Source organism: Paenibacillus sp. TAB_01 (genome assembly GCF_043945595.1).
Classification (GTDB): domain Bacteria; phylum Bacillota; class Bacilli; order Paenibacillales; family NBRC-103111; genus Paenibacillus_S.
This window is the reverse complement of the sequence record NZ_JBIFNP010000001.1, coordinates 3,465,290-3,479,995: the sequence shown is the minus strand read 5'-3', so window position 1 is coordinate 3,479,995 and position 14,706 is coordinate 3,465,290. Positions and strand designations below refer to the sequence as shown.

General features: G+C 54.1%; 8 protein-coding genes and 5 pseudogenes. 9 read left to right on the top strand and 4 right to left on the bottom strand.

Going from position 1 to position 14,706, the window contains the following annotated elements; translation table 11 throughout:
• Positions 1–15 precede the first annotated feature (15 nt).
• From ACHHV8_RS16765 to ACHHV8_RS16755, 3 genes are all read left to right on the top strand, one after another.
• A complete protein-coding gene (locus ACHHV8_RS16765; RefSeq protein WP_395159810.1) occupies positions 16–1,110 on the top strand; it encodes a hypothetical protein in 1,095 nt (364 codons plus the stop codon).
• Positions 995–2,317 (top strand): glycoside hydrolase family 88/105 protein, encoded by a 1,323-nt coding sequence (locus ACHHV8_RS16760; protein WP_395159808.1) that lies wholly within the window; start codon positions 995–997, stop codon positions 2,315–2,317. Before ACHHV8_RS16765 ends, ACHHV8_RS16760 begins: the two co-directional genes overlap by 116 nt.
• A 186-nt stretch (positions 2,318–2,503) precedes the next feature.
• Positions 2,504–3,037, top strand: a complete 534-nt coding sequence (locus tag ACHHV8_RS16755) for a GNAT family N-acetyltransferase (RefSeq protein ID WP_395159806.1) — start codon at positions 2,504–2,506, stop codon at positions 3,035–3,037.
• 151 nt (positions 3,038–3,188) lie between these two features.
• On the opposite strand, the gene ACHHV8_RS16750 is transcribed toward ACHHV8_RS16755, so the two are convergent.
• Positions 3,189–3,371 carry a hypothetical protein gene (locus tag ACHHV8_RS16750; RefSeq protein WP_395159804.1) on the bottom strand — a complete coding sequence of 61 codons (183 nt, stop codon included), beginning with the start codon at positions 3,369–3,371 and terminating at the stop codon, positions 3,189–3,191.
• 238 nt (positions 3,372–3,609) lie between these two features.
• Between ACHHV8_RS16750 and ACHHV8_RS16745 the strand changes: the two genes are divergently transcribed.
• Both ACHHV8_RS16745 and ACHHV8_RS16740 read left to right on the top strand, forming a co-directional pair.
• Positions 3,610–4,005, top strand: coding sequence for a cupredoxin domain-containing protein (locus tag ACHHV8_RS16745; RefSeq protein WP_395159802.1), 396 nt, complete (start codon positions 3,610–3,612; stop codon positions 4,003–4,005).
• A 250-nt stretch (positions 4,006–4,255) separates the two neighbouring features.
• Positions 4,256–5,303, top strand: a pseudogene (locus ACHHV8_RS16740) (Rieske 2Fe-2S domain-containing protein).
• A gap of 202 nt (positions 5,304–5,505) precedes the next feature.
• Here ACHHV8_RS16740 and ACHHV8_RS16730 read toward each other — a convergent pair.
• The gene (locus ACHHV8_RS16730; RefSeq protein ID WP_395159796.1) at positions 5,506–6,441 is read right to left on the bottom strand and encodes a DMT family transporter; all 936 of its coding nucleotides are present in this window, start codon (positions 6,439–6,441) and stop codon (positions 5,506–5,508) included.
• 114 nt (positions 6,442–6,555) lie between these two features.
• On the opposite strand from ACHHV8_RS16730, the pseudogene ACHHV8_RS16725 reads away from it, so the two are divergent.
• Together ACHHV8_RS16725 and ACHHV8_RS16720 are read left to right on the top strand one after the other, a co-directional pair.
• A pseudogene (locus ACHHV8_RS16725) lies at positions 6,556–8,002 on the top strand (aminotransferase-like domain-containing protein).
• 381 nt (positions 8,003–8,383) lie between these two features.
• Positions 8,384–9,836, top strand: a pseudogene (locus ACHHV8_RS16720) (FAD/NAD(P)-binding protein).
• Positions 9,837–9,959: 123 nt separating this feature from the next.
• Here ACHHV8_RS16720 and ACHHV8_RS16715 read toward each other — a convergent pair.
• Positions 9,960–10,317: pseudogene (locus ACHHV8_RS16715) on the bottom strand (group I truncated hemoglobin).
• A gap of 187 nt (positions 10,318–10,504) precedes the next feature.
• On the opposite strand from ACHHV8_RS16715, the pseudogene ACHHV8_RS16710 reads away from it, so the two are divergent.
• Positions 10,505–12,198 (top strand): annotated as a pseudogene (locus ACHHV8_RS16710) (M3 family oligoendopeptidase).
• Positions 12,199–12,309: 111 nt separating this feature from the next.
• On the opposite strand, the gene ACHHV8_RS16705 reads toward ACHHV8_RS16710, so the two are convergent.
• Entirely contained in the window at positions 12,310–13,200 is an 891-nt protein-coding gene (locus ACHHV8_RS16705) for a LysR family transcriptional regulator (RefSeq protein WP_395159794.1), read from the bottom strand.
• A gap of 110 nt (positions 13,201–13,310) precedes the next feature.
• Between ACHHV8_RS16705 and aroA the strand changes: the two genes are divergently transcribed.
• The gene (gene aroA / locus ACHHV8_RS16700) at positions 13,311–14,687 is read left to right on the top strand and encodes a 3-phosphoshikimate 1-carboxyvinyltransferase (protein ID WP_395159792.1); all 1,377 of its coding nucleotides are present in this window, start codon (positions 13,311–13,313) and stop codon (positions 14,685–14,687) included.
• The last annotated feature ends 19 nt before the right edge of the window (positions 14,688–14,706 follow it).

Below are 14,706 nucleotides of genomic sequence, written 5' to 3'. Positions count from 1 at the left end.
AGAAGGAGGGTGCTTATGCCGCACTATTTTCATGAGCTGGAAAGCGCTCATTCCCGATTCGGCGAAGACGAGTCAGCCGTCTTGAAGCTTTTGGCCGACCGCTATGTCGGGGCTAACCCGCAGGCCGGCTTTATTTACCGTACATTTTATGCTTCCGGGATTTTGCAGAATGAAGAGGGGCTGTACGAGCTTGACCTCGGACGCCGTTTCCCGGAAGCGAAGCCCGGACAGACGTCTTATGCGTGCGCTCTCGTCTGGAGCGATGGGGAGCGCAGCCTCGATCTCGTGCTTCGCTTCATGGGTCCCGTAAGGCTTTACTTCAACGGAGAGCTGGCTTACCGCTCGAATGTAATCGACGAGATCAAGCCTGGGGCCAGCGTCAAGCTGAGCCTGCATTTCGTCAAAGGCTGGAACGCATTGTTCTTGGCGCTTCGCTGCACAGCGGCCGGCTTCGGCTGCCTGCTCGGAGCCGACGAGGCCAAGGTGCGTATTCTGAACGTGCTGTCTCCGTTCACGGGGAGAGCGGGCCAAGCAGGCTGGGCATACTCCGAGCCGGCGGACGGTGACCCGATTCGCGATGGCTGGGGATGTGATGAGCTGCTCGGCACCGGTGAGGCGGCAGGTCTGCGATGGCTGCCGGAAGTCGAGTGGGACGGGGCTGCGAGCCGCAAGCCGCCGCTGGAGCGGCTGTTCGGCCTGCAGCCCGGGCGGCAGGCTTACGCGTGGACGAAGCTGTGCTGCAGCGGATCAGGCGAAGCATGGCTGGTTCTGGAAGGCGCCGCATCCGGGCCGGCTGAGGTGTGGGTGAACGGCAGCCTGACGGCGGCGGCCGAAGGCCCGAAGGGCGGCCCGCTGTACGCCCGAATAAAGCTGCCGCCAGGGAAGCATGATCTGCTGGTGCGAAGCGTCTGCGGCGAGGGAGCGTGGGATGTGACGCTGACTTTCAGAAGCGAGAGCCCTCAGGCTCTGGAGCTGGCAGCGCCTCTGCCGGTGCATGGCAGCGATCAGGCGTGGCTGTACGCCGGTTCCGTTCGATCCCGGCGTGGAGCTGCCGTACGCCGAATGGGTCCGCACCGACCGCTTGTATCCTTTGAGGAACGAAGCGGATGAGGCTGACACTGACACTAAGGTTTCGACCGAACGCGGGAAGAATGCGTCCCGCTTTACTTACTGGCAGCTCGATCTGCCGGATGCGAGGATACGCCCCTATTATGAGAACTCTATGCTCAGCAATAAATGGACGGCAGGCACCGTAACCAACTATGCCCGTTGGGACTATCCGCTTGGTGTTACGGTCTACGGACTGCTGCAGACGGGCCGCTGGCTGAACCGGCCGGATTTGGTGCGTTATGCGGTGGAGCATGTGCAGGCGTGCACCGAGCTGTACGAGTATTCGTTGTGGGACCGCGAGCAGTACGGCTTCCCTGCAGTAAATCAGCAGCTCGTCATGATGAAGATGCTGGATAACTGCGGCTCCTTCGGCTCCGCCATGCTGGAGGCGTACCGGGATTGCGGGGATACGGGCTTCCTCCCCATAGCGGACCGGATTGCCGATTTTATGCTGAACCGTCTGGAACGCAGGGAAGACGGGGCTTTTTATCGGGTATGTGCGGGCGAATATTCCGAGAATACGATGTGGGCCGATGATTTGTATATGAGCGCGCCGTTTCTGTGCAGATACGCCGCCGTCAAGGGCAGACCGGATGCGCTGGACGAGGCGGCCCGGCAGTTTTTGCTGGTCTGCAGCTATTTGTTCATGGCGGAGGAGCGGGTGATGTCGCATGTCTATGACTTCAAATACGGGAAGGCAACGGGCATTCCGTGGGGACGCGGCAACGGCTGGACGCTGTTCTCGCTGACGGAGGTGCTCGAAGCGCTGCCGGTGGACCATGCGGAACGGCCCGCGCTGCTTGCATTGTATAATGAGCTGTGCGAGGGATACATTGCGCTGCAAGCGGAGAGCGGGCTCTGGCATCAGGTGTTGAACGATCCGGATGCCTATGAGGAAGCCTCCTGCACGGCGATGTTTGCCTACGGTTTTGCGCGGGGAGTACGGTTCGGCTGGCTGCGCGATCCGCAGCGTTTTCGCGCAGCGGCGCTCAAGGCGTGGACAGGCTTGACCCGTTTCGCCATCGACCGTCAGGGCAGCGTGCATGGTGTGTGCAGCGGCTCCCGCTATGCTTTTAACGCAGATTATTACAAGTACGATCTGCTGACGGTGATCAACGACAATCATGGCATCGGCATCATGATGCTGGCCGGCACCGAAATCGCCAAGCTGAAGCGCATTGCGGAGCAGGGAGTGTTATCGTACTAAAGCTCTTCCTTATCTCATTGGTTTGCATCGGTTTTACCCGAGGTTGCTGCCGGAAGAATATGCCGGAGGGAACCTCTTTTTTTGCGTGGAAACTTTAACTTAACCGGAAGTTGGTCTCATAAAAGAATGCTTTCATGATAAAATGGAGGTATTCTTTTCATTTGAAAGGAAAGGCGGGATCGAGGCATGGACGCTGGAAACCTGATTCAAATTCGCCGACTGGCGGAAGAAGACACAGAGATGATTTACCGTGTATTCTACGAGCACGAGATCAATAAGCCCTTGAGCTATCTCATCCGGTGCTGGGAAGAGAACGCGACGGGAGTAAGAACGACGCTGCTTGCTTTCTACAAGGAACAGTTTGCAGGCAGCCTGCATCTGCTCGCCCATTCGGGCTATCCGTATTTCGCGGACAATGGCATCCCGGAAATTAACGATTTCAACGTCATTTCCCCGCTGCGCAGGCTTGGCATCGGCAGCGAGCTGATGGAGGCGGCGGAGCGTCTCGCTTTTAAGAGCCGTCGTATCGTTGGTATTGGGGTCGGACTTTATGCAAGCTATGGCAGCGCGCAGCGTCTCTATGCGAGAAGGGGATTTATTCCGGACGGCAGGGGAATCATGTACCGTCAGCAGCCGGCTGCTCCAGGGGAGCTGGCTCGGGTGGATGACGATTTAAACCTTTATTTTACGAAGAGCCGGCCCGAGGGGCAGGGAGACTAACAGCTTACATAAGATGCGGATTCGGAAAGGAAACCTTCTGCCGAAGCCGAAGCCTCTCGTTTGTGCCGGGCTTTCGGCCGCTAAAACCTTTATTTATAAAAATCCCAGCCTCACCATGATGGAAGAGAATGGGATTTTATTTTACATCGGACTATTCCTGGTCGGAGGGAATGATTTCGTCGAGCTCGCTATCCTGCTGGTTAGCGGCAGCCAAAACCTCTTGATCCACTTTGCTGGCGCCTTGTATTTCTTCTGCGGCTTGTGCCTGGTTGTTCAGCTGTTCCTCCGTTTGACCGATCCCGTGAGCTCCCTGATGTCCTCTGCTTGTAGCCATTTGCTTCACCTCCTGACAATGAAATGAAAAGAACAAAGATAGTATGACCAGAAAGCTGGAAAAGGATGCTGACGTTCGAAGATCATGCTTCGAAAGGTTTATAGATTGTTCATAAAATGCAGCTGCTTTCGGGTTCACGGGGCAGCGAATTGCTTTATACTTGAATAAAGCCAAGCAAGGCATCTGTCCCTTGGAGGCTTCTTATCATGTAATAAGCAGCACGGAAAGGAAGAGTCAAATGAACAAAAACAAAAGCAAATGGATCCTGTCCGCCGTTGCCCTCGGTTTAATGATCGCGGGAGCTTTGATCTTTTTTATTTCCGAGCGCAGCGTCATTTCCGCCAGTCCATCGAATTCTCAAGAAACGGCAGGATACCAGGTCGTTACCGTCCATGTGACGGGAGACGGCTTTGTATCGGAACCCATTGAACTGCATGCGGGAAAGCCGGCGAAAATTAATTTTATAAAGGATACGAGCTTTACCTGCATCAAAAGTGCGGAGTCCCAGGAGCTGGGATTCGATGTGTATTTCAATAAAGGGAATAACTATGTTACATTAGATGACTTGAAACCGGGTACGTATGAGTTTCATTGCGGTATGTACATGTATTACGGTAAAATAACGGTCATTTAAATCAGGAAGACCGCTAGGGATGGAATAAGGAACAGCTTATAGTCATGTAAAAATGACTGCAAGTTGTTCCTTTTTTTTGTTTTCAGCATAGTTTTCTAGTATTCCATACAAGGAACGCTGTGAAATTTGGTGCAGGAAAACAAAATAACTTGCCAACAGTTGATAGAAAATATAACATTAAACTAAAATAGCTATATCGAAACTTAATTGCGAGCTTAACGATAACTGGAACAGTGAGGAGACTACGACAATGATTACTGAGGATAAGAAATCAACGGTTGAAAATCAGCTTCCCCGGGACTGCACGTTCACTCCTCAGGATTGGCAGGTGCTGGCCCAATACTGGTATCCTGTGGCCCAGGCGGGTGAGGTAACGGATAAGCCCGTTGCCGTGAAGCTGCTGGACGTACGTCTTGTATGCTACCGCAGCAACGGCAAAGTGGTCGTTGCACGCGATTTGTGCTTTCACCGCGGCGCGCCGCTCAGCAAGGGCTGGGTTGAAAACGGAGAAATCGTATGTCCGTACCATGGATTTAAATATAGCTGCGAAGGCAAATGCACATCCGTTCCGGCACACCCCGACATGAAAATTTCGCCGAAGCTCAAATTGATCGTCTACCCGGCCGTAGAACGTTACGGACTGATTTGGACCTCGCTTGCGTCTACGGAGGAACAAATCCCGGATTTCCCGGGCTGGGACGATCCCGACTATTTGAATGTGCTGCCCCCGAGCTTTGATATTGCGGGCTCTGCAGGCCGTCAGATGGAAGGCTTCCTGGATGTATCGCACTTCGCTTATGTGCATACGGAAACGTTCGGAGACCGGAATAACACGGTGGTTCCGCAGTATACCGTCAAGCGGGAGGGCGGCGGTCTGCTGGCCGAGTATGTGAGCACCGTCAGCAATTACGGCAAGGGACAAGATAATGCCGCTCCCGAAGGATTCGAGTGGCTGCGCGAATTCCGCGTGTTCCCTCCGTTTGCCGCTTCGCTTACCGTGCATTTTCCGAACGAAGGCAAGCTCAGGATTCTGAACTGCGCTTCTCCGATCTCCGCCCGCTACACTAGGCTGTTCTGTCCGATCGCGAGAAACTTCGATAAGGATGCTCCTGTGGAAGATACGATCAAGTTTAACCTGCAGGTATTCCAGGAAGAGCCGGGAGATGGTTGAAGCGCAGACGCCGGAGGATTTGCCGCTCGATCTGCAGGCGGAAGCGCACATTCCGGCCGACCGTACCTCTATCGCTTACCGTCAGCTGCTCACCGAAATTGGGCTCGGAAGAAATTATACGGCATAAAAAAGGAGAAACCGATGAATTCGGTTTCCTTACGACAACCGGCATGCGGATCGCTGCCGGTTGTTTTTTGTTATGCTCTATGGAGTTTGGACAAGCAGCTGGACCTGCACGGAGCCTGAAGCTGCTTCAGGCTTTCAGTTTTTGTCCGTCCGCAAGGTCGATGTGTCTTGACGTCGGGGCGGCCATCGGATGAGGCGGTACATCACCGGCCGGGCTTCCTGCTCGAAGCTCTGCTGCGGTTCTGAAGCATGAGGATGAAGATCCTCAGCTCCCGAACATGAGGCGCTATAATGCCCGACAGCACCAGCATGCTGCCCAATATAGAAGCTAACGATACCGGTTCCCCATATAAAAGGGCTCCGAGAGTCATAGCGATCACAGGCGAGACATACAGCCAGGTAGACGGGAATAAAGCGTTCGTCTTCTTCAAGAGCCATGCGTACAGGCTGTGTCCCAGCATGGAGCCGACAACGGTGAGATACAGCAGTGAGCTTGCGGCAGAGAGGTCAAGCATAAGCGTAAAACAGCCCTGCTCGGTACCCGCCGACAACAAAAGCAGGGCGGCGCCGCCATATATCATTTGGATGGAGTTGACAGCGATCGGCGAGGCGTTAGTCATCTCGAGCATGACCTTGCGGGTGTACAAGCTGCCTGCGGCATAACCGATTTCGCCGAGCAGGACAAGCAGGCAGCTCCCGATCCACTGGCCATGCGCAGCGATGCCGAGATGAGGAAGCATAATAAGGAAGACGCCTGTAAACCCGATAAGGCAGCCGATCAAATCCGCGGTTCCGGCTTTCTTGCGCAGAACAAGCGTCTGCAGCATCAAGATCATCATAGGCCCGGTTGCCGATAAAATAGCGGCAGTCCCCGAATCGATGTGCTGCTCCGCCCAATACAGGGCGGCGAACGTGCAGAATGTGCTTCCTAATCCTATAAGCACAAGCTCTTTGCGCAGCAGCAGCGAAAGCTTCCTTTTATTCCTTCCCGCCATCCAGAGACAGAGAAGCGTGCCTGCGATGAAAAACCTCAGCCCTGCCGAGAAAAACGGCGGCATTCCTGCTTCGACTCCGATTTTGATTGACAGAAATGTCGTGCCGAAAATAACGCACATCAGTAAATAATTAAAGACGATCATGGCGCTTCCTCCTTTTTGTATACTATAATCGAGGATGAATAGAACAGAATTCGGATTATAGAACAGATGGGGCTACAGGTTATCGAAAATAAGCCGGTGTATAAGGAGGAGACTATGACAGCTGGTCGGAAGGGGCACGATTCTGCAGGCGCTCGCTTTCAGCAGGTGTATGATGCCGTAATGGCGGGATTGAGGGAAGGAGAGTGGGATGAAACCGGCCGGCTGCCGTCCGTCAGGACAATGGCCGAACGTTTGGGCGTGCACCGGTTAACCGTATTGAAGGCATACCGGAAGCTTAAGGAAGATGGGTTCATCGAATCCAGATACAAATCGGGTTATTACACCGCAGAACACATGAGGGGGAAGAAGGAAGCCTCTTCTAGGAGCGAGGCTCCATGGGATTATCAGGCACAGCAGCTCTATGTGAACCGGAGCCGATTAGCGGACATTCACCGTGTGCCGGTCGACTTTCAGATGTCGGAGGCGCTGATCGACCCGAACCTGCTGCCGAATCTGTTTCTTTCCCAGCATGTGAAGCAGGTGTTTGATCTGTACCCTAAGGTACTGAGTACGTATTCCACCGTCATGGGAGACGCGGAATTAAGAGAAGCCATGGCCCTATATTTCATGAAGCGGCATGGGATCCCGGTCCATCCGGCGGAGTTGATGGTGACTACGGGCTCTCAGCAGGCTATAGATCTGGTATCCCGGGCATTGGTTAAACCGGGAGATACGATACTGATCGAAAGGCCTACGTACAGTCCGGCCATTGATGCTTTTGTACAGCAAAATATTCGGCTTGTCCCGATCGGCATCACCCCGTCGGGTTACGATCTGGAAGCTGTGGAGCAGGCGATGAAGCGTGAACGGCCGCGGCTGTTCTATATGAACCCGACCTTCCACAACCCGACCGGCTTCACGGTACCCGCGGCTCAGCGCAAAGCTTTGGTAGAGCTGGCCGAGCGCTATCAATGCGTGTTGGTAGAAGACGATGTTTATCATGATATATACTTCAGCTCGCCACCGCCACCGCCGTTATTTATCTACGATACGGAAGGGTACGTAGTCTATATCCGCAGCTTTAGCAAGTATGTTGCTCCCGGATTGCGGATCTCCTTTCTGGCGGCACGACAGCCGGTCATGAGCGGGATTGTCCCGGTAAAAGCTTTGGCGGATAACGGGACGCCGCTGCTGAATCAGAAAATATTCCAGCATTACTTTTTCTCAAGCCGGCTTCAGGAGCATGTAGCGAAGCTGAGAACTGCGCTGCAGCTGCGAAAGGAGCGAATGGAGGCGCTGCTTGCACACACCGGCTGGCACTGGACCAGGCCCGGACGGCGGCCTTAATCTATGGGTTCAGCTGGAGGACGGCTTCCCTGTCGATGCGCTGCTTGCCCGTTGTTTGGATGTGTCGGCCGCATTCGTGCCGGGAAGCATTTGCGATCCGCTGGGGCAGCTGGATTCATGGATCCGCTTAAGCTATTCATTTCTGAATGAATCGCAAATCACAGAGGGCGTGAGTCGATTAATTACCGCTGCCGGCTCGGTACGGAACTCATGAGATGGAAACGGCAACGGCAAAAGCTGTTCCGGCGAGGTTCTTGTTGAATGGCGGCGGACAAACGTACAGGAGCCGGTCATATAAATACGGACAGAAGAGCAAGAAGAGCGGAGGAGGCTTTAATTCCTCTGCTTTTTTTGTACGGAGCTAGAGCTTTCCTAGTGATACCGAACAAATTGCCAATGAAAATTCAGCTTCCAGCACAATTAACATAAAACCGACTTCAATTGTTAGAAATAAGAAGATAATATAAATTCATAACTCCTATAGATGGACTTCCAATCCAGTTTTTAATGATTTCGCAAAATATATATCATATTATGTTATTTAATATTACGTTTATCGCGGAACAAAAGACCCCGACGAAAGGTATGATCATTCATGAGCTTACAAACATTAAACGAACGCGTCCAAACCGATCTTTCCTACCTGGCCTTCGGGGGACCCGATTGGGTACGTCCCTTGAGTCATCCGGAAGGACATGTATACGACGTCGTCATTGTGGGCGGAGGCCAAAGCGGTCTGAGCATTGCCTTCGGTTTACTGCGCGAGCGGGTGTCCAATATCCTTATCATTGATGAAAACGCAGAAGGCTTGGAGGGGCCGTGGGACACCTATGCCCGAATGGTTACTCTTCGTACGCCGAAGCATTTAACTTCTGTAGACCTGGGGGTTCCTTCATTAACCTTCCGTTCCTGGTGGGAGGCGCAGTTCGGAACCGCAGGGCTGGGAGGAGATCGTAAAGATTCCGAGAGGCGATTGGATGAACTACCTGCGCTGGTACCGCGAGGTGCTTAAGCTGCCTGTCGTCAACGAAGTGAAGCTGAAGCTGGTTGAGCCTGCCGCAGCGGGACTCCACCGTTTGCATATTGAGGGAGCGGGAGCGCCGTCGAATACTTTGCTGGCTCGCAAAGTCGTGCTGGCTACAGGCATCCAGGGCGGCGGGGAATGGCACGTCCCTCCAATGATTTCCGACCATTTGCCGAAGCGACTTTACGCGCATACCTCGGAAACCATTGATTTTGAACCGCTCAAGGGGAAAAAGGTTGCCGTTCTGGGCGGCGGGGCATCGGCATTCGATAATGCCAACTTCGCTTTATCGCAAGGGGTTGCAGAGGCGCACGTGTTCGTCCGCCGCAAAGAGCTGCCGCGGATCAATCCGATCCGCCAAATGGAAGGCTCCGGCATGATTGAGCGGTTCCCGGTTTTGACCGATGCGGAGAAATATGCCGTGATCGCCCATTTCTTTAAGCATAACCAGCCGCCGACCAACGACACCTTCGAAAGGGCGGCTTCATGGCCGGGCTTCCAGCTGCATTTGGGCGCTCCGTGGCTGGATGTCAAGGCGGCCGGGGATGGCGCCATAGTGACCACGCCGCAGGAGAAATCGAATTTCGATTTCCTCATCATCAGCACCGGCTTGCTGACGGATCCGGCTCTGCGGCCGGAGCTTCGCCTTGTGGAGGGCCATATCGCCCGGTGGGGCGACCGGTATCAAGCTCCTGAGCCGATAGCTGCGCCTGTGCTCGACGCGCACCCTTACCTGACGCCGGGCTTCGCCTTTCAGAGCAGAGACGAGCAGGGCAAAGAGGCTCTGCACGGTTTGTTCTCCTTTAATTATTCGGCACTGGTCAGCTGCGGCATCTCGGCTTCCGCGTTATCCGGCATGAGATACGGCGTTCCCAAGATTGTCACGGCGATAGCGGATCAGCTGTTTTTGGACGATCGGGAACAAATCCTGCGAAGCTTCTTCGACTATAAAGAGACGGAGTTTGTGGGGAAATGGCCGAGGAAGACGGATGAGGGACAAGGCCTTTGCTTAAAAAGCTCCTGAATTTACTTACATGAATATGTAAGATTAATGTACATCCTGCCGAAAACTCCAGAGGGCTTTATCGAAAATAAGTCCCCGCGCCGAAGCGCGGAGACTTATTTTTGTCAAAAGCTGGTACAGGGCCTACTTATAAATAATATCTTCACGTAATGTCTCCACCTTATCCAGAGCTTCCTTAATATCCGCCTCGCCTACCCCAAAGTGCGTCAGCGCCGCACGGAGATGCTTAACGATAGCGTCGAAGTGTACCGGCTGCAAGTTCATGTTTTGATGCACCTTCGCCATGCTGTCCCCGGTATATTGGTTAGTGCCCTCCCAAGGCGAAGCTGATGAATTTCGTCTGATGCCGCCGCTGCTTTTCCATATCCGTATGCTCGAAAAAATAGTTGACCGTCTCATCGGCCAGCACCAGATCGTAAAAGTAGTCGACGACCTTTGCAATTGTGCCTTCCCCGCCGAATTTTTCATATAAAGTGCTCATATTCATCCTCCAATAATGTAATCAATGTTATACTACCCGTAAATTGGCGAATCATTCTCAGGGGTTGGGCGGAATTGGAGGGAGATTGGACTTCTGCCGCCATTTTCCTGATATACTAGCCTTAGAAGCTCCGCTTATTGTTCAGACAGCACGAACGCCCATATTCCCGATAGAAAGAAGGCTGCCGATGAAATTTCAAGATTATGTATATGAACGCCCCGATATGGAGAGGTTCCAATCGGAATTTACTGTACTGCTTGAGCGGTTTACAGGCGCCGCTACATTTGAAGAGCAGGATGCCGCGATGGAAGCGATCCATGCGGCGCGGACGAAGGTTTCGTCCATGTTCGCCATTGCGAGAATCCGTTATTCGATTAACACGGCCGATGCGGCTTACAAGGCGGAGCAGGACTATATGGATGAGCAGTCGCCCGTATATCAGGGACTGATGACGGATTATTACAAGGCATTGGCCGGTTCGCGGTTCCGCAGTGAACTGGAGGCCAAATGGGGCCGGCAGCTGTTTGCCGCCGCGGAGCTTTCGGTCAAAACCTTTGCGCCGGAGATTGTGGATGACCTGAAGGAAGAGAACAAAAAGACGAGCGAATATATCAAGCTCGTAGCCTCCGCCAAAATCGAGTTCGACGGCCAGGAGCGTACGCTTTCGCAGCTGGCTCCTTATATGCAGTCCACCGACCGGGAGACCCGGAAAAGAGCGACCGATGCACGCTATTCGTTCTATGAGTCGAATGAAGCTGCGATCGACTCGATATACGATCACCTGGTCGATCTGCCTAACCCGTATCGCCCGCAAGCTGGGTTACCGCAGCTTTGTCGAGCTGGCCTACGACCGGATGGACCGGACGGATTACGGCCCCAAGCAGGTTGCGGAGTTCCGCAAGCAGGTTATTGAACACATCGTTCCGGTCGCTTCAGAGCTGAGCGAGCGGCGGCGGGTGCGTCTCGGACTGGATAAGCTGCGATATTATGACGGCTTGTCTTATTTGAGCGGCAATCCGAAGCCCAAAGGCGATCCCGGCTGGATTGTCGACAGGGCGAAGGCGATGTATTCGGAAATGTCGCCGGAGACGGATGAATTTTTCCGGTTCATGCTGGACCACGGTTTGATGGATCTGGAGAGCAAGCCGGGCAAGCGGGTAGGGGGCTACTGTTCTTACATATCTGCATATAAGGCTCCGTTTATCTTCTCCAATTTTAATGGAACGTCACACGATGTCGATGTGCTCACCCATGAGGCCGGGCATGCGTTCCAGGCCTATATGAGCCGCGGATTTTCCGTTCCGGAGTATATTCATCCGACCCTGGACGCATGCGAGATCCATTCGATGAGCATGGAATTTTTCGCTTGGCCGTGGATCGGCTCCTTCTTCGAGGAGGATACCGACAAGTACAAATTTTCGCACCTCAGCGGGGCGATTACTTTTATACCGTATGGCGTTGCGGTAGATGAGTTTCAGCACCGGGTGTACGAGGAGCCGGAGATGACGCCTGCAGAACGTAAAGCCGTATGGCGCGAAATTGAACGCAAATATATTCCGAGCCGGGTTTATGACGATATGCCGTTTTTGGAAAGAGGGGGCTTTTGGCATCAGCAGCAGCACATTTTCAAAAGCCCGTTCTACTATATCGACTACACGCTGGCGCAAATTTGCGCGCTGCAATACTGGAAGCGGGCTAACGACTGACCGGGCTTCGGCATGGTCGAGCTATGTGAAGCTGTGCCGGGCCGGAGGCAGCGATTCCTTTACCGGGCTTGTGAAGCTTGCCGGCCTGCGGTCGCCGTTCGAGGACGGTTGTGTCTCTTCCGTTATCGGAGAGATCCGCGGCTGGCTGAACGGGATTGACGATAAGCAGCTTTAAACATGGTAATAAAGGAACAGGAGGACAGATCCCGAAATATCGACCGCGGGTGAAATCCTCCTGCTCTACAATGCATAGCTTTCTTGGAGCGATGCAGGATGAAAAGGGCTGCTAGCTCAGCATCCGGCTAAGCAGCATCTCAGTAAAACGCTCGGCCGCAAGCGAAAGCTTCCTGTCGCGCACAACCGCGAAGCCGATGCTTCGAGCAGGTAGCCTGTCAGCCAGGGGCAGCTCAATAAGCTTCCCTTGATCCAACGCTTCTTTTACGAAGGAGCGGGTAATGAACGCGGCTCCGTAATTTAATCCTGCAAATTCAGCAAGCAGATCCACGCTTCCTAGTTCAATTTCGGGCGTGACCCGGAGTCCTTTGGCCGCAAACCATTGATCGATATGCAACCGCGTGCTGCTGCCGGGCGACAGCAGGAGCAGCGGGAGCTTCGCCAGCTCGGCTGCGGTCAAGGAACGGCGGGCGAGATCTGCGTAAGCGCTTCCTGCAACAAAGCAATCCTCCAGCGCCGCAACCGGATGGATGTCCAGCTGGGGATCGTGGACAGGCATATGGATCAGGGCGCAGTCAATGAGGCCGTCCTTTAACCGTTTGGCGATATCCGGCGTTTTGCCATGCGAAAGCCGGATGCGTATATCCGGGTATTCCTTATGGAAAGCGTTCAATTGGGGCAGCAAAAGATGCTTGATCAGCGAATCGCTCGAGCCGATACGTATTTCCCCTTCGGTTAACTGCTTGAGATTCAGGACATGCTTCTCGGCCGCATCCAGTAAAGTGAACGACTGCTCCACATACTCCAGCAATGACTGCCCTTCCTTCGTCAGCTCGACTCCCTTGGATAAACGGTTAAACAGCTTGATTCCAAGGGCTTCTTCCATCTGCTTCATCGCATAGCTGACCGAAGGCTGCGTAATATGCAGCGCCTGGGCCGCCTTCGTCAAATTGCCGTAACGGGCGGTCTGCAGAAAAATACGATACCATTCCAGATTGAACATATGAAATAGAGCACCTCTATATCTATGTGTGTAATATATGATTTCATTTATATCATCCTACTCTTTATAATCAGGTTAAGTCAACTGATTCTAATGGAGAGGTGAATGCAATGAAGTCTGTTAAACCGGCAATACCGTTGATCCCCGACCTGGAGGCGCGTTCCCCTTGGTCAAGACATAACGATAAGGCGCAAGTGACGGTTCATGCTCCTGCTGCTCCGGTGGAAGGAACCGTTCGAATCTCGGGCAGCAAAAGCGCGACAAACCGGGCTTTCCTTATAGCCGCTTTAGCGCAGGGGAGATCGCAGATCGAAGGCGTGTTAAAGAGCGACGATTCTTACTGGTGCCTGGACTGCTTAACCAAGCTTGGGGTGCAGCTGTCCATCGATGGCGACACCGTCGTTCTGGATGGCTGCGGCGGCGTCTGGCCGGTTCAGGAGGGAGAGTTGTACGTCGGCTCCGCCGGGACGGTCGCCCGTTTTCTTCCCGGCGCACTGGCCGCAGGAACCGGTACCTGGAGCATCACAGGCGGCAAGCGGATGAGCGAGAGGCCGATGGCCCCGCTGCTGAATAGCTTATCGCAGCTTGGCGCTCGTATTACGCAGACGGCGGCCGATGGCGGCCTGCCTTTCACCCTCGAAGCTTCAGGACTGCAGGGAGGAGAGAGTGTGCTGCCCGGTTCCGTCTCGAGTCAATTTGCCAGCGGCTTGCTGCTAGCGGCCCCCTACGCCAAAACGCCGTTAACCGTGCATTTCGACGGAGAGACAGTGCAGAGGGCATATGTGGATATGACCCTGCAAATGATGGAGAGCTTCGGCATAGCTCCAGAGATTTCGGATGACGGGCGTTCCATTACGGTTTCCCCAGGAACGTACCAAGCGCAGGCGATCCGCCTGGAGCCGGATTTGTCCACCTGCTGTTACTTTTGGGCAATCGCTGCGCTGACGGGCGGACGTATTCGTGTGTCGGGCGTTAACCCGTACGAGACGTCCCAGCCGGATGTGGAGTTTTTGAACGCGCTGGAACGCATGGGCTGCACCGTTCTTCGGGGAAACGTCTGGGTAGAGGTTCGGGGCGCGCAGCAGCTGAAGGGAGGCTTCAGCCTCAACATGAACGCCTGGTCCGATCAGACGCTGACCTTGGCTGCTATGGCGCCCTTCGCCGACGGGCCGATAACATTGACCGATGCGGCTCACATCCGGCATCATGAATGCGACCGGATCGCAGCGGTCAGTCAAGAGCTGCGCAAGCTGGGCATTCGGGTGGAAGAGCGTCCGGACGGGCTGACCGTCTATCCCGGCCAACCGATCCCGGCTTTGCTGGATTCCCATGATGATCATCGAATGGCTATGTCGCTTTCCTTGATCGGACTGAAGGCCGGGCCCATCCGGATTCTAAATCCCGGCTGCGTTTCGAAGACGTGCCCGGACTACTTCGAGCGCCTGGCCGGTCTGGGAATCCAGGTGGAGTTTTTATCACAGCCATAACGCTTGCCCGGCGGGGGAT